This is a genomic window from Paraburkholderia sp. EG304 (assembly GCF_046543485.1).
GTDB classification, from domain to species: Bacteria; Pseudomonadota; Gammaproteobacteria; order Burkholderiales; family Burkholderiaceae; genus Paraburkholderia; species Paraburkholderia youngii.
In genome coordinates this window covers 120,741-135,496 of record NZ_JBKGUA010000019.1, presented here as the reverse complement: position 1 = coordinate 135,496, position 14,756 = coordinate 120,741, and the positions used below count along the sequence as shown (strand labels likewise).

The window sequence follows — 14,756 nt, the reverse complement described above, 5'->3', positions numbered from 1 at the left end:
GCAAGTTTAATGCTCAGGCTTCGACTTTTTCTTTAGCCGTTTTTGCGGTCTTGTTGTGCTCGAGAATGAAGTCGCGCAATTGCGGGTAAATGATCGTGCGCCAGCGGCGGCCCGAGAAAATGCCGTAGTGGCCGCATTTCTCCGCGGTGAAGTGACGCTTGTTCTTCGCCGCAATGCCGCTGCACAGGTCGTGCGCCGCGTAGGTCTGGCCGTCGCCGGAAATGTCGTCGAGTTCGCCTTCGATCGTAAACAGCGCGGTCGTCGTGATGTCTTGCGGCCGTACCGGTTCGCCGTTGACGACCCACGTGCCCTCGGCAAGACGGAATTCCTGGAACACGACGCGGATCGTGTCGAGGTAATAGTCGGCATCCATGTCGAGCACCGCGTTGTACTCGTCGTAGAAGCGGCGGTGCGCTTCGGCGTCGTCCTCGTCGCCGCGCAGCAGGCTCTGGTAGAAATCCCAGTGCGATGCCGCGTGACGCTCCGGATTCATCGCGACGAAGCCGGTGTGCTGCAGGAAGCCCGGATAGACCTTGCGGCCCGTACCTGGATAGTTCGGCGGCACCGTGAAGATCACGTTGTTCTCGAACCATTCGTACGAATGCTGCGTGGCGAGCGAATTGACCGAGGTCGGGCTTTTGCGCGCGTCGATCGGGCCGCCCATCATCGTCATCGTGCGCGGCGTGTCCTCGCCGCGGCTCGCCATCAGCGAAATGGCGGCGAGCACCGGCACGGTCGGCTGGCACACCGAGATCACGTGCAGATTCTTCGCGCCGATATGGCGAATGAATTCCTGGATATACGCGATGTAGTCGTTCAGACCGAACCAGCCGGCCTCGAGTGGCACCATGCGCGCGTCGATCCAGTCGGTGATGTAGACCTTGTGGTCTTGCAGCAACGTGCGCACGGTGTCGCGCAGCAGCGTGGCGTGGTGTCCTGACAACGGTGCGCAGACCAGCACGACCGGTTCGTCTTTCAACTGGCTGACGGCTTCGCTGTCGTCCGCGAAGCGCTTGAAGCGCATCAGACGGCAGAACGGCTTTTCGATGATCGTCTGCTCGACGATCGGAATGTTATGTCCGTCTTTAACGATCTGATGAATGTTGAACTCGGGCTTTTCATAATCCTTGCCGAGCCGGTAAAGCAGTTCGTAGCCGGCGGACAGGCGCGTGGCGCCCGGCACGTAGGCTAACGGACTGGCCGGATTCGCAAATGATTTCGATGCGGCCTGGGCCCAGGCGGTGAGGGGGCTCAAGATCGCCCGGCTGAATTCGTGCAGTTGATAGAGCATGTTTGCTCCGTTTTAAGCGGTTCGCATTGGGCTTCGCAAACACGCGTGAAGCGTTGCGGCGGGCCATTGTGGTTGTGGGCACATTGTTGTTGGCCGACAGTCGGATCGATAATATCGAACAAAGCAATCTTGTGCAATGCAACAATTCTCGCATTCAGTGTACGCAAGCTGTCACGGCGTCATGCTAGTGGCGATGCTGCTCCGCCGCTATCAGGGCTTGCCTGAGCCTCAAGCTCCATCGAGCGCATGCCGTTATGTGCCGGATGGCCGGTCGCCTGCGCCATCTCCTGCTCGTGCTTCATCAGGTTCAGGCCGGTGTGCACGAGCGCCACGTGCGAGAACGCCTGCGGAAAATTGCCGACCAGACGTTTTTCGGCCGGATCGTACTCCTCGGACAGCAGGCCGACGTCGTTGCACAGCGCGAGCAGCCGCTCGTACATCTCGATCGCTTCCTGCACGCGCCCCTGCAGCGCGAGGTTATCCACCATCCAGAACGAACACGCAAGAAAGGTGCCTTCTCCGGGCGGCAGGCCGTCATCGTATTCGTTGGTGCGGTAGCGCATCACGAAGCCGCCATGCATCAGGTCCCGCTCGATTGCCTCGACGGTGCCCTTGATGCGCGGGTCCTGCGGCGGCAGGAAGGCGACCAGCGGCATCAGCAGCACGCTCGCGTCGAGCTGGTCGCTGCCGTAGTACTGCGAGAACGCGTTCAGCTTCGGATTCCACGCCTTCTCGCAGACCTCGGCGTGGATCGTGTCGCGCGTCGCGCGCCATTCGTCGAGCGGGCCGTCGAGCTTGAACATTTCGGCCGAGCGGATCGCGCGGTCGAACGCGACCCACGCCATCACCTTCGAAAAGGTGAAATGCTCGCGGCCGCCGCGAGTCTCCCAGATGCCTTCGTCGGGTTCGCGCCAGATCGTGGTCAGATGCTCGAGCATCGCGCGCTGCACGCTCCACGCGGTGACGTCCGCCTGCAGGCCGCCCACGCGCGCGAGATGCAGCGCGTTCATCACTTCGCCGTAGACGTCGAGCTGACGCTGCCCGACCGCGTTGTTGCCGATGCGCACCGGTTTCGCGCCCTCGTAGCCGGGCAGCCAGTCGATTTCGGATTCGGGCAGGCGTCGCTCGCCGGCGATGCCGTACATGATCTGCAACTGGTCCGGCGCGCCCGCCATCACTCGGCCGAGCCAGCTGCGCCAGGCGCGCGCTTCGTCGTAGTAGCCGCCGCGCATCATCGCGAGCAGCGTGATGGTCGCGTCGCGCAGCCAGCAGTATCGATAGTCCCAGTTGCGCGTGCCGCCCAGCTTCTCCGGCAGCGACGTGGTAGGCGCCGCGACGATGCCGCCGGTCGGCTCGTAGGCGAGCGCGCGCAGTGTGATCAGCGAACGGCGGATCGGCTCGGCCCAGCGTCCTTCGACGGTGCCGCGCGCCGCCCATTCGAGCCAGTGGTTCTCAGTGCGCGCGAGCGACGTGTGCGGGTCGCGCGCGGGAGGAATGCGCAGATGCGACGCCGCATACGCGAGCGAGAACGGCACGCGCTCGCCCTCGGTCACCGTGAATTCCGCGACGGTCTTCATATCTTCGCCGTGCAGTTCGACCGGCGTGCGCAGCACCGCGTTGTCGGGGCCGACGATCGCCTTGATGCCGCTGTCGTGCTTGAGCTTGTCGACCCACGGAATCGAGAAGCCGTAGTCGAAGCGCAGCACGAGTTCCATCTTCATGCGCACGGTGCCGCGCTTGCCGACGACGATGCGGATCAGCTCGGACCAGCCGTTGCCGGGCGGCATGAAATCGATCAGCGTGACCGCGCCGTCGGGTGTTTCGAAGTCGGTTTCGAGGATCAGCGTTTCACCGCGATAGCGCCGCGTGATGGTCCACGCGCCGTGCTCGCCCTGGGTGGCGGGGGCGATCTGCCAGCGGCCGTTGTCGGGCGTGCCGAGCAGCGCGGCGAAGCAGGCGCCCGAGTCGAAGCGCGGCCAGCAGAGCCAGTCGACGGAACCGTCGCGGGAGATGAGCGCGGCGGTATGGCCGTCGCCGATGAGTGCGTAGTCTTCGAGGTGTGCAGGCATGGAAAGCGTGTCGAAAAACGAGTCGTTATTACGGACGGCGACAGTAGCCGCGCTTCGAGTGGGAGTTAATTACCGGACCACGATCGGCAGTGTTTGGTTCACCGCATAGTGCGGCAAAACGCGGGTTGGAAAATTGTCAAATCCATGCATAAAATCAAAGTTCATGCCGATGTCCGGTGACCTGCCGGACTGCGAATCGGCCTTGCTCATGGCGCATGCAGACGCCGTTTCCGAGGACGAAAGCCATGCTGAACCCTTCGAAATCCGATTGCATCACGATTCTCTCGGCCGCCAGCCAGCTTGCCGGCGACTCCATGCTGCCACTCGATCATGGGCGGCTCGGCCTGAGCCGCAATGGCATGCTGGCTGCCGCGTCCTTCCTGGTCGAACGGGCCTGCTTCCGGCGCTATCAGCAGAATGCCGATCATTATGCGGTCGGCGCGCTGTCGTTGCAGGGGCGCTTGCGCCTCGAACAGCTGGCGAACGGTTGAGCCGCGGCGCCGGGCGTTCGTAGCGCGGGTTGTTCGCGTATCCGCACCTTCGCGCCACGTCACGTCGATTGTTCGCGTGGCGCGATGCCCGCTTTCCGCCTGTGTCAACCGCATGACGTAGGCCGCGCTTTCATGCGTGCGAGTGCCGCTGGCACCGCGCGAACCCTCTTTTTTCGCAAATTGATCCCGACACCGGGCGCAAATACCGCGCCCGGTATCGCGTCGCCTGTCGCTTACAGATGCGACGAGCCCACGCCGAAGATCCCGATGACGCCGATGATGATCAGGTAAAGCGCGACGATGTAGTTCAACAGGCGCGGCATGATCAGAATCAGAATGCCGGCGATCAGCGAAACGAGCGGGCCCAGGCTGAGAGTGACGTTCATGGAGACTCCGTAGTTGACACGCGTGATGCGCGATTGAGAAAACGCTTGAAAAACGCCCCGGCTTGCGGGACCAAAGCCGCTGGCGCAGCCCGCACGTCAGCGGTGGATTCACTGCATGATCCGACCTAACGCTCTTATACTGACTTCGACAATAAAACGCGGAACGACGCTCGATTGGCGGCGCGGCAGACCAGACACCGTTATAACCGCTCGTACCCCGGCTCGTACGCGAGCCCGTACAGACAACCGATGTCGAGGAGGTCTCATGCTTCACCGTCGCCGTGCCGCCGGGTGTGTTGCCGCGCGCCCAGTTCCGACTTCCGCTTTTACTTCTGTTCTTGCCAGTGTTGCCGTACGCGGTTCGGGTCCGCGTGGCGCGGACCGCGTCGCCCGTTCGATGATAAAAGGTTTCCTGCTCATGGTTTCGATGCTTGCTTCGCACGCGTATGCGCAAGACTCTGGCCCGGTCCCCGCGGACGGCGTCTATACGATGCTGGTCGGCACTTACACCAGCGGCAGGAGCGAGGGCATCTACGTCTTTCGCTTTGACACGAAGACCGGCGCGGCGACCCAGGTGTCGGTCGCGCAGACGGTCAATCCGTCGTTCCTGGTCGTGAGCCGCGACCGCCGCTTCGTCTATTCGGTCAACGAACTGCCCGGCGACAATGGCCCGGCCACGCAGCGCGGCAACATCAGCGCGTTCGGCTTCGATGCCGCGCGCGGCCAGCTGACGTTTCTGAACAAGGTGTCGTCCGATGGCAATGACCCGTGCTATCTGAGCATCTCGCCGGACGGCAAATATCTGCTGACCGCGAACTATTCCGTCGCGCCCGACCCGGGCGGCAGCTTCGCGGTGTTTCCGCTGCAGGCGAACGGCCAGGTGGGCGCCTCGGTGCAGACCGTGCATCACGAGGGTGGCGGGCCGGTGAAAGGGCGGCAGGACAACTCGCACGTGCATTCGACCGTGTTCTCGCCTGACGGCCACTATCTGTTCGCGCAGGATCTCGGCGCCGACAAGCTGTACTCGTACCGTTACGCGCCGCAGAGCAGCGCCGGCGCGGGCCCGTTCGTCGTGACGGACTGGGGCTACGCGCAGCAGAAAGCCGGCACGGGTCCACGCCATCTGATCTTCAGCGCGAACGGCAGGCACGCATATCTGACGAGCGAACTCGCGGCGACCGTCAGCACGTTCGACTACGACGACGGCAGACTGAAGCTCGTGCAGACGTTGCCATTGAGCGAGCCCGGCTTCAAGGGGCAGGTGGCCGCGGCGGCGATCCATATGTCACCGGACGGACGCTTCGTGTATGCGTCCAATCGCGGCGACGCGAACGAGATCGTGATCTTCTCGGTCGATCCCGCCAATGGGCGTCTGAAGCAGATCGGGCGGCAGTCGAGCCTCGGCAAATCGCCGCGCGAGTTCACCATCGATCCGACCGGCAACTGGCTGATCGTCGGCAATCAGTTGAGCGACGCGGTCTACGTGTTCAAGCGCGATCAGCAGACGGGGCTGCTCGATCCAAATCCGAAGCAGCATTTCGAGCTCGGCGCGCCGGTGGATTTCAAGCTGGTGTCGCCGTCGTAACGCACGGCACGCGCGGGTAAAGAAAAAAACGGACAGCTCACGTCGTGAGGCTGTCCGTTTTTCATTGCGGTTCAGCGCGCGTTCATTCCGCCGGCCCCGGCGCCAGCACCTCGCGGCTGCCGTTGATGCTCATCGCCGACACGAGCCCGGCCGTCTCCATCTGCTCGACGAGCCGCGCCGCGCGGTTATAGCCGATGCGCAATTGCCGCTGCACCGATGAGATCGACGCGCGCCGCGTGCGCACGACGAACGCGACCGCTTCGTCGTACAGCGGATCGGCTTCCGCATCCGGCGCTTCGCCGAACAGGTCCTGGGCCGCGCCGCCATCGGTGGCCGGTCCGTCGAGAATGCCTTCCTCGTATTGCGGCTCGCCGAACTGCTTCAGATACTCGACGATCGCATGCACCTCCTCGTCGGCGACGAACGCGCCGTGCACGCGCTGCGGGTAGCCCGTGCCCGGCGGCAGAAACAGCATGTCGCCCTGGCCGAGCAGCGACTCGGCGCCCATCTGATCGAGAATCGTGCGCGAGTCGATCTTCGACGACACCTGGAACGCGACGCGCGTCGGAATGTTCGCCTTGATCAGACCGGTGATCACGTCGACAGACGGCCGCTGCGTCGCGAGAATCAGGTGGATGCCGGCCGCGCGCGCCTTCTGCGCGAGCCGCGCGATCAGTTCCTCGATCTTCTTGCCAGCGACCATCATCAGGTCGGCCAGCTCGTCGATGACGACGACGATCAGCGGCAGAGGCGCGAGCGGCTCGGGTGCATCGGGCGTCAGCGAGAACGGGTTGCCGAGCTTCTTGCCCTTCGCCTCGGTGTCGCGGATCTTCTGGTTGAAGCCGGCGAGATTGCGCACGCCGACTGCCGACATCAGCCGGTAGCGCTTCTCCATTTCGCCGACGCACCAGTTCAGCGCATTGGCCGCGAGCTTCATGTCGGTGACGACCGGCGCGAGCAGATGCGGAATCCCTTCGTAGACCGAAAGCTCGAGCATCTTCGGGTCGATCATGATCAGGCGCACTTCCTCGGGCGTCGCCTTGAACAGCAGCGAGCAGATCATCGCGTTGATCGCGACCGACTTGCCCGAACCGGTCGTGCCGGCCACCAGCATGTGCGGCGCCTTCGCGAGATCGGCGACGACCGGATGGCCGGTGATGTCCTTGCCCATCGCGAGCGTCAGTTGCGAGTGCGAGTTCTGGTAGACGCTCGCTTCGAGGATTTCGGAGAGCCGGATCGTCTGCCGCTTCGCGTTCGGCAGTTCGAGGCCCATGCAGGTCTTGCCGGGAATCGTTTCGACCACGCGGATCGACGTGAGGCCGAGACCGCGCGACAGGTCCTTCATCAGACCGACGATCTGGCTGCCGCGCACGCCGAGCGCCGGTTCGACTTCGAAGCGCGTGATGACCGGACCGGCCGATGCGCCGACCACCGTCACCGGCACCTTGAATTCCTGCAGACGCTGCTCGATCAGCTGGCCGGTTTCGCGGAGCTTGTCGTCCGAGATCGGTTCGACGTCGGCGTCGGCGGGGGCGAGCAGATCGAGCGTCGGCAGTTCGACCATCGAGGCGGCCGGCGCATGGAACTCGAAGCCGTTGACCGGCATATGGCCGCGCAGCGGCGCGCGGGCGGCGGGCTCGCTGGCGGGTTGGGCCTGCGGTTGCGGTGCGGGCGCGGGAGTGGGCGACGGTTCGGCTGCCGGTGTGTTCGTGGCAGGCGTTGCGTTTGCGCCGATCGAAGGCTCGATGCTGGTCGCCGGCGCCGCAAAGCCCGGGAAACGGACGACGTTCGAGACGACGGCCGGTGCGATTGCCGGCGTTGCGAGGTTCGGCGCACTCGTCGAGGTCGACGACGGCGAGTCGTTCGTCGGCTCGTTCGCGGGTTCGGTCGCAGCGGGCAGGGCAGGGGCGCGCGACGTCGGGTGCGTCGGCGGCGTTGCGGGCTCATCGGGCTGCGCGCATTCGCTCGGGATCTCCGGTGACGGCGCGCCGGACCACGGCGGCACGCTTGCGCTCGACGGTGCGGCGGTCTCGGCCTGCGGTGATTCCGCTGGCGCGGCCGCGCGTTGAGCCGCGGTGGGGCCGAGCTTGCTCTCCCACGGTACGAGCGTTTTGTCGATGACGATTTCGGCGACAGGCGCCAGGGCTTGCTGCGGTGTCGCGGAGTCGGCGGCCGCAGGTTCGACTGTTCGCTCGGATTCTTCACCCTGCGATGACGGGACGCTGTTGTCTGTCGCCGTCTGTGTCGGATCGTCTTCGATCGCCGGTACGTCTTCGTGCGTAGCGTCGTCCTGCAAGCTGGCTGCAAAGCGCTGGAACGGCGTCGCCGTCGCCGGCTCATGTTGCGGCGCGCTAGCAGCAGGTTCCGCGGCGGCAGGCTCAGCCGAAGCGGATGCCGACGGCTCGACAACCGCGGGCATGCCGGTAACAGTGTCCGCGGACACGGGATCGGCCGGCGTCTCTGCGACAGACACGGGCTCTGCAATCGTGGATTCGACAGCCGCAGCCGTAAGCGGCGGATGAATGACCGGTGGTTCGGTCGGCCATTGCGCAACCGCTTCGTTGGCGCTCTCGACCGACGTGTCGGACTCGACCACCTCTTGTTCAGCCGGCAACTCCGCAGGTGCCGCTTGTTGCTGCGACTGCGCCGGCGAGACCGTCTCGCTGTTTTCGACGGGCAGCACGTCATGCGGCGCCGGCGGCACATCGAACGTCGTCGACACCCGCTCCACATCGCCAACCTTTGCGCCTTCGGCGCCACGGCTGCGCGCGAGGCTCACGCCGGCCATGTCGGTCCAGCGCGCGGTGTTTTCCGCGATGCTGCGCAGCGTCTCCTCGACGCTCGCCGGCGGCGCGACTATCGACGCGTTCGCCATCGTTCGCGTGAAGTTCGGTGTAGGGCGGCGCACGGTCGATGGCAATGTGACGCCGTTGGCGCGCTGAGCCGCCGGGAACGGCTGACGCGGAGTCGCGCCGCGATTGAGCGGCGCGCTACCGTCTGCCGGCCGTGGCAGCGACGACGGACGGCTGCCGCGGCCCGAAGCATTCATGGATCCCGCCGTCATGCCGATCCCAGCGCCCGACGCGGCGGACCGGCCCGCCATCGCCTGTGCCGCTCGCGCCGACACGCCGGACGCATTGGCGGCCGACGCCGCCAGCGCGGCGCTGGAGCCGAACGGCGCGGCCACGCGCTGTTCGCCGACCGAGCGCCGGCCGGCCTGCGCAGCGCCGTCACGAACCGACATGCCCGCTGCGGCGGATGCACCCAGCGATCCCGCCGCCGCCGTCGCCGCGCGCGGTTCTGTCGTGCGCAGCCAGCCGGCCGGCGCGACCGGCTCGGTCGGCACGAATGGTGCCGCGGACCGGTCCGGAGCTTTGTCCACCGGCGCCGCCTGCGTTGCGATCGACGCGGCCGGACGCGGCGGCGCGCTCGACCCGGTGCGCAACGCCGGCTCGATCTGCCTGGCCGGCCCACGCGCCGAGCCAGCGGACGCATCGGCGCGCCAGCTTGCGCCGGCGCCACGGGCGGCAGCTTCCTTGCTACCCGCGATGCCAGCCGCGGCACCGCCCGCAGCGGCGGCGCCCGCGCCGCGCCCGCTCGCGGGCGGACGCCACACCGTCGGCCGCGCGTAGCGACCCTTGCTGTTGCGCGGCGCCATCGTGTTGGTTGCGGGCGAAACATGCGACGACGCGCTGTCTTCGACGGTGCGGTGGCGGCGCGCATCCTCGTCGCGTTTCGCGAGTCCGCGCGACAGACCAAGGCCGAACGCGCCGTCGGCCCACGCGGCGACGTCGCTCCAGTGGAAGTCGATGAGCCATGGCAGGCTGATCAGGAGCAGCGCGAGCGCGGCGAGCGGCGTAGCGATATGGCCGACCAGATGCCCAAGCCCCGCGGCCAGCGCATGACCGAAACCGTTGACGCCGGCGATGCCGATCAGCGAGCCCTCGAGCGTGCAACTCGCGATCAGCACGCAGACGAAGCCGAGCCAAAGCCGGATCGTGCCGGGGCCGCGCAGACCCGCGCCGCCCGGCAGCATCGACTTCACGAGGCGCCACAAAAGAGGAATGAACCAGACGGCCGACCCGCCGAACCAGCCGAAAACTACCGTGTGCATACCAGACATCTACGAATGACGGAGCGCGCGAGAAGCGCAACCCGTCGAGTTTAAACGGCGCAGCGCGCGGCTTCGAAGGCCGGCGCGAGTCTCGAACGCGGCGCAAACTCGCATCATTTGTCGCTGCGATCGAACATCAGCGTGTCGCCGTTGTCGAGGATCAGCTGCATCTGCTGTGGCGCGCGCATCTGCACGCCGGTGCGCGCGATGCGCTCGAGCGCTTCGAGGAACGGCTTTTCGATGTCGCCGCCCGGCGACACGCAGGCCTTGCGCGTGCCGGCGAGGGTGCCGAAGCTCAGCTTGCCGTCCTTCAGCATGTACGAACCCATGAAACGGTTGCAGCCCGAAAAGCCGCTCGCATGGCGTCGGCCGGCTTCGGTCGACAACGTGAGCGTGAGCGGCTCCTGATCCTTCGACGGCACCTCGCGCACCGTGCCGTCGGCGTTCTTCCACGAGCTCAGCACCCAGCTGCTGTCGTCGAGCAGTTGCACGGCGGCGGGGTTGAACGGATCGGGCGGCGGCGCCGACGAATCCGGATGCTTCGGGATCGCGCAGGCACCGAGCAGCGCGGCGATGCTCAACGCGGCGACGGCCGTGCGCAGGCACGGAGTGATGCGCGCAAGACGTCGCGGGCGGGAGCAAATGAGCATGGCGTCGTTCCTGTTCAAACTGGCGAAGGCGTAAGGGTAACGTACTAAGCTTGTCGAGCGCGAGCGATGCGCGCGGTGACGCGACCGCGGCTGCGAACGTCGACGCGGCGGCACGCTTGCGCCCGACCGCCACGGCTTCGCGAACGGCGCCCAGAGCGCACCCTGAACGCACCCTGAGCGCCGCGCAGCAAGGGGGCCGCATGTTAACATCGCGGTCTATCCAATCCCACCCTCATCCCGACTTTTTATCTGGAGTTCCCATGCAGATCGGCCAACGGATCGGCACCCCCCTTTCTGAATCCGCGACGCGCGTGATGCTGCTCGGCGCCGGCGAGCTCGGCAAGGAAGTGATCATCGCGCTGCAACGGCTGGGCGTCGAAGTGATCGCCGTCGACCGTTACCCGAACGCGCCGGGCCATCAGGTCGCGCATCGCGCGCACGTGATCGACATGACCGACCGCGCCGCGCTGCGCGCGCTGGTCGAGCAGGAGCGCCCGCATCTGATCGTCCCTGAAATCGAGGCGATCGCCACCGACGAGCTCGCCGCGATCGAAACCGAGGCGCTCGCCGAGGTGATCCCGACCGCCCGCGCCACCCAGCTGACGATGAACCGCGAAGGCATCCGCCGCCTCGCCGCCGAGGAGCTCGGCCTCGCGACCTCGCCGTACGCATTCGCCGATTCGCTCGACGAGCTGCGCGCGGGCATCGCGAAGGTCGGCTATCCGTGCGTCGTGAAGCCGGTGATGTCGTCGTCGGGCAAGGGGCAGTCGGTATTGCGCAGCGACGCCGACGTCGAACCTGCGTGGCAGTACGCGATGGCGGGCGGCCGCGTGAATTTCGGGCGCGTGATCGTCGAGGGTTTCATCGACTTCGAATATGAAATCACGCAGCTCACCGTGCGCGCGATCGACCCGGCGAGCGGCGCGGTCAGCACGTATTTCTGCGACCCGATCGGCCACGTGCAGGTCGCGGGCGACTATGTCGAATCGTGGCAGCCGCAGCCGATGAGCCCGCTCGCGCTCGAGCGTTCGCGCGAGATCGCGCACAAGGTGACGGCGGCGCTCGGCGGCCGCGGCCTGTTTGGCGTGGAACTTTTCGTGCGCGGCGACGACGTATGGTTTTCGGAAGTCAGCCCGCGTCCGCACGACACGGGGCTCGTCACGCTGTGCTCGCAGCGCTTCTCGGAGTTCGAACTGCATGCGCGCGCGATCCTCGGCCTGCCGGTCGATACGTCGTTGCGTGCGCCGGGTGCGTCGGCGGTGATCTACGGTGGACGTGACGAAGCCGGCATCGCGTTCGAAGGCGTCGCGGCGGCACTCGCGGTGCCCAACTCGGACCTGCGCCTGTTCGGCAAGCCGGAGAGCTTCGTCAAACGCCGCATGGGTGTCGCGCTCGCGACCGGCGAGAATATCGACGAAGCGCGCTCGCGTGCGAAGCAGGCAGCGGCGGCGGTTCGGCCGGTATCGGCGAAGTAACCGTCAGGCGGTGACGCGCGGCGCAGGCCGCATTCGTTTCTGGCTTAGCGCAGCAAAGAGATCGGAGCAGAGGATCGTATGGCGCTTGAATCGCGCAGCAATCCGTGGCGTGGCGCGCTTCGCCGGGTCGGCGCACTCGGCGTGGCGTTCGCGCTGTGTGCCGGTATCAGCGGCTGCGGGCTCGCGGCGGCGCCGTGCCGGGTCGCTTCGGCGGGACTGAAGATCGTGCCGGTAGTCGGGCACGTCGCCGCCGCGCCGACCGATGCGTGTGCCAACGTGATCGATCCTTGAAACGTCGTTGAGCTGCCCTGTAACCCGCCAGTAACCCGTCTGTGACCGGCGTGGCGGCCGGTATGCCTTCCTTGCCTGATCCCCCGCAACAATCGAGGTGTTCGATGAAGACATGGCGTGTTGCATTCCTCACGGCGGCAGCATCGATGGTGGCCTGGCTGGCGGCATCTTCCGGCGGCGCCTCGGCCGCGCCGTTGCAGTTCAAGCATATCGAAGGCAAGAACCACCAGACGCGCAAATACACGTGCGCGACCGGCAAGATCCTGCAGGTCACCTACTGGAACGCGCAGAACGGCCAGAGCTTCGCCGTGCTGCCGGTGAAAGGCACCTCGATGCTGTTCGTCAGCACGGTCTCGGCGTCCGGCGTGAAGTATCAGGCCGGCAGCTATACGTGGTGGACCAAGGGTCCGCGCGCCAATCTATACGACCTGACGAGCGGCGAGAACGCGCCGCCGATTCTCTCCGACTGCGTCACGGTGATTCGCTGATTCATTGATCGGCGCATACCTGCACGTCGTGTGGCGGCTTCGATCTCTGCCTCCGCCTGCTTCTTCCCGCGTCCGGCCTCCTGTCCCTCGCGCGCATCGTTTCCGTTCGAGTAGTAAGCTGTCCAGCATGGCGTTCGCCATGCCGTTTGCCATGCCGCGCGCGCGATACGGTGTTTCGCGCGCAGCCGTCGTCGTCGTCTTCGATTGTCCGTCCCCCGAGTCATCAAGCGAGACCATCAATGAAAGCATCGGACCTGTTCGTCAAATCGCTGGAAGCCGAAGGTGTCGAGTATGTGTTCGGCATCCCCGGTGAAGAAAATCTCGATCTGCTCGAGTCGCTGCGCCGCTCGAAAATCCGTCTGATCCTCACGCGTCACGAGCAGGCGGCCGGCTTCATGGCCGCCACCTACGGGCGGCTCACCGGTCGCACCGGAGTTTGTCTGGCGACGCTCGGCCCCGGCGCGACCAACTTCGTGACCGCGGCCGCGTACGCGCAGCTGGGCGGCATGCCGATGCTGATGGTCACCGGCCAGAAGCCGATCAAGTCGAGCAAGCAGGGGCACTTCCAGATCGTCGACGTGGTGCGGATGATGGAGCCGCTCACCAAGTACACGCGGCAGATCGTGTCGATCGGCAATATTCCGGCGGCGGTGCGCGAGGCGGTGCGCCGCGCCGAGGAGGAGCGTCCGGGCGCCGCGCACCTCGAATTGCCCGAGGACGTCGCGCACGAGGAGGGCGACGGCAAGCCGATTCCGAAGAGCTACAGCCGCCGTCCGGTCGCCGAGGAGAAGGCGGTCGCGCGCGCGGTCGAGGCGATCACCGCCGCGAAACATCCGCTCCTGATGATCGGCGCGGGCGGCAACCGTAAGACCACGACGAAGATGCTGCGCGAGTTCGTCGACCAGATCGGCATTCCGTTTTTCACGACGCAGATGGGCAAGGGTGTGATCGACGAATCGCATCCGATGTGGCTCGGCAACGCGACGCTCTCCGACGGTGACTTCGTGCATCGCGCGATCGAGCACGCGGATTGCATCATCAACGTCGGTCACGACGTGATCGAAAAGCCGCCGTTTTTCATGCGCAGCGGCGAGGCGGGCGAGAAGACCGTGATCCACGTGAACTTCCTCGGCGCCGAAGTCGATCCGGTGTATTTCCCGCAGATCGAAGTGGTCGGCGATATCGCGAATGCGGTGTGGCAGCTCAAGGAGAGCCTGAAGACGCGTCAGGAGCATTGGGACTTCACGCGCTTCAAGGAGATCAAGGAGCACTTCGAGGCCCATCTGGTGAAGGGCCAGCACGACGACCGCTTCCCGATGTACCCGGTGCGGATCGTCAACGACGTGTACGAGACCACGCCGGTCGACGGCATCGTGTGTCTGGATAACGGCATGTACAAGATCTGGTTCGCGCGCTACTACCGCGCGCACGAACCGAATTCGCTGCTGCTCGACAACGCGCTGGCGTCGATGGGCGCGGGGCTGCCGTCGGCGATCGCGAGCAAGATCGTACATCCGGAGCGCAAGGTGATCGCCGTGTGCGGCGACGGCGGCTTCATGATGAACTCGCAGGAGCTCGAAACGGCGGTACGCATGAAGCTCGACCTGGTGATCCTGATCCTGCGCGACGACGCGTTCGGCATGATCCGCTGGAAGCAGGAGAACATGAACTTCCCGGACTACGGCATGACGCTTGCGAACCCGGATTTCGTCGCCTACGCGCAGAGCTATGGTGCTCAGGGGCATCGGGTCGAGGCCGCCGAACAGTTCGCGCCGCTGTTGCGCGAGTGCTTCGTGACGCCCGGCGTGCACGTGATCGACGTGCCGATCGACTATTCGGACAACGAACGCGTGCTCAATCGCGAGATCAAGCGGCTGTCCGCGCGGCTTTGAGGCTCTGTGCATCGACGCTTTGAT

12 protein-coding genes are annotated in these 14,756 nt (G+C 65.7%); 6 read left to right on the top strand and 6 right to left on the bottom strand.

Features of this window, described 5'->3' with window-relative positions; genetic code table 11:
• Window positions 1-13 precede the first annotated feature (13 nt).
• The 3 genes from ACLFKU_RS22855 to ACLFKU_RS22845 all read right to left on the bottom strand — a co-directional run bounded on the left by ACLFKU_RS22855 (window position 14) and on the right by ACLFKU_RS22845 (window position 3,570).
• Entirely contained in the window at window positions 14-1,291 is a 1,278-nt protein-coding gene (locus tag ACLFKU_RS22855; protein ID WP_184227669.1) for a polyhydroxyalkanoate depolymerase, read from the bottom strand.
• Window positions 1,292-1,470: 179 nt separating this feature from the next.
• Window positions 1,471-3,360, bottom strand: coding sequence for a glycoside hydrolase family 15 protein (locus ACLFKU_RS22850; RefSeq protein ID WP_368587382.1), 1,890 nt, complete (start codon window positions 3,358-3,360; stop codon window positions 1,471-1,473).
• A gap of 69 nt (window positions 3,361-3,429) precedes the next feature.
• On the bottom strand, window positions 3,430-3,570 hold the full coding sequence (locus tag ACLFKU_RS22845) for a hypothetical protein (protein WP_018431577.1): 141 nt from the start codon (window positions 3,568-3,570) through the stop codon (window positions 3,430-3,432).
• 35 nt (window positions 3,571-3,605) lie between these two features.
• Here ACLFKU_RS22845 and ACLFKU_RS22840 point away from each other — a divergent pair, with 35 nt between their 5' ends.
• On the top strand, window positions 3,606-3,851 hold the full coding sequence (locus ACLFKU_RS22840; RefSeq protein WP_013088852.1) for a hypothetical protein: 246 nt from the start codon (window positions 3,606-3,608) through the stop codon (window positions 3,849-3,851).
• A gap of 233 nt (window positions 3,852-4,084) precedes the next feature.
• On the opposite strand, the gene ACLFKU_RS22835 is transcribed toward ACLFKU_RS22840, so the two are convergent.
• Complete coding sequence (locus tag ACLFKU_RS22835) at window positions 4,085-4,237, bottom strand: DUF3096 domain-containing protein (protein ID WP_075296265.1); 153 nt, start codon at window positions 4,235-4,237, stop codon at window positions 4,085-4,087.
• 265 nt (window positions 4,238-4,502) lie between these two features.
• Here ACLFKU_RS22835 and ACLFKU_RS22830 point away from each other — a divergent pair, with 265 nt between their 5' ends.
• Window positions 4,503-5,822: a lactonase family protein gene (locus ACLFKU_RS22830; protein WP_410850569.1), complete on the top strand. Its 1,320-nt coding sequence runs from the start codon at window positions 4,503-4,505 to the stop codon at window positions 5,820-5,822.
• Window positions 5,823-5,904: 82 nt separating this feature from the next.
• On the opposite strand, the gene ACLFKU_RS22825 is transcribed toward ACLFKU_RS22830, so the two are convergent.
• Together ACLFKU_RS22825 and ACLFKU_RS22820 are read right to left on the bottom strand one after the other, a co-directional pair.
• Window positions 5,905-9,936, bottom strand: coding sequence for a DNA translocase FtsK (locus ACLFKU_RS22825; protein WP_410850568.1), 4,032 nt, complete (start codon window positions 9,934-9,936; stop codon window positions 5,905-5,907).
• 113 nt (window positions 9,937-10,049) lie between these two features.
• Window positions 10,050-10,586: an META domain-containing protein gene (locus tag ACLFKU_RS22820; RefSeq protein ID WP_410850567.1), complete on the bottom strand. Its 537-nt coding sequence runs from the start codon at window positions 10,584-10,586 to the stop codon at window positions 10,050-10,052.
• Window positions 10,587-10,846: 260 nt separating this feature from the next.
• Between ACLFKU_RS22820 and purT the strand changes: the two genes are divergently transcribed.
• From purT to ACLFKU_RS22800, 4 genes are all read left to right on the top strand, one after another.
• Window positions 10,847-12,061, top strand: a complete 1,215-nt coding sequence (gene purT / locus ACLFKU_RS22815; RefSeq protein ID WP_410850566.1) for a formate-dependent phosphoribosylglycinamide formyltransferase — start codon at window positions 10,847-10,849, stop codon at window positions 12,059-12,061.
• Window positions 12,062-12,139: 78 nt separating this feature from the next.
• Window positions 12,140-12,352 (top strand): DUF6726 family protein, encoded by a 213-nt coding sequence (locus ACLFKU_RS22810; protein ID WP_410850565.1) that lies wholly within the window; start codon window positions 12,140-12,142, stop codon window positions 12,350-12,352.
• Between the two features lie 104 nt (window positions 12,353-12,456).
• On the top strand, window positions 12,457-12,840 hold the full coding sequence (locus ACLFKU_RS22805; protein WP_410850564.1) for an MliC family protein: 384 nt from the start codon (window positions 12,457-12,459) through the stop codon (window positions 12,838-12,840).
• Between the two features lie 239 nt (window positions 12,841-13,079).
• Window positions 13,080-14,732, top strand: coding sequence for an acetolactate synthase large subunit (locus tag ACLFKU_RS22800; RefSeq protein WP_368586229.1), 1,653 nt, complete (start codon window positions 13,080-13,082; stop codon window positions 14,730-14,732).
• Window positions 14,733-14,756 lie beyond the last annotated feature (24 nt).

Bases quoted from the DNA above. Each gene is read 5' to 3' on its own strand.
- ACLFKU_RS22855 (WP_184227669.1), bottom strand. From the start codon at position 1,291: ATGCTCTATCAACTGCACGAATTCAGCCGGGCGATCTTGAGCCCCCTC.
- ACLFKU_RS22850 (WP_368587382.1), bottom strand. From the start codon at position 3,360: ATGCCTGCACACCTCGAAGACTACGCACTCATCGGCGACGGCCATACC.
- ACLFKU_RS22845 (WP_018431577.1), bottom strand. From the start codon at position 3,570: ATGAGCAAGGCCGATTCGCAGTCCGGCAGGTCACCGGACATCGGCATG.
- ACLFKU_RS22840 (WP_013088852.1), top strand. From the start codon at position 3,606: ATGCTGAACCCTTCGAAATCCGATTGCATCACGATTCTCTCGGCCGCC.
- ACLFKU_RS22835 (WP_075296265.1), bottom strand. From the start codon at position 4,237: ATGAACGTCACTCTCAGCCTGGGCCCGCTCGTTTCGCTGATCGCCGGC.
- ACLFKU_RS22830 (WP_410850569.1), top strand. From the start codon at position 4,503: ATGCTTCACCGTCGCCGTGCCGCCGGGTGTGTTGCCGCGCGCCCAGTT.
- ACLFKU_RS22825 (WP_410850568.1), bottom strand. From the start codon at position 9,936: ATGCACACGGTAGTTTTCGGCTGGTTCGGCGGGTCGGCCGTCTGGTTC.
- ACLFKU_RS22820 (WP_410850567.1), bottom strand. From the start codon at position 10,586: ATGCTCATTTGCTCCCGCCCGCGACGTCTTGCGCGCATCACTCCGTGC.
- purT (WP_410850566.1), top strand. From the start codon at position 10,847: ATGCAGATCGGCCAACGGATCGGCACCCCCCTTTCTGAATCCGCGACG.
- ACLFKU_RS22810 (WP_410850565.1), top strand. From the start codon at position 12,140: ATGGCGCTTGAATCGCGCAGCAATCCGTGGCGTGGCGCGCTTCGCCGG.
- ACLFKU_RS22805 (WP_410850564.1), top strand. From the start codon at position 12,457: ATGAAGACATGGCGTGTTGCATTCCTCACGGCGGCAGCATCGATGGTG.
- ACLFKU_RS22800 (WP_368586229.1), top strand. From the start codon at position 13,080: ATGAAAGCATCGGACCTGTTCGTCAAATCGCTGGAAGCCGAAGGTGTC.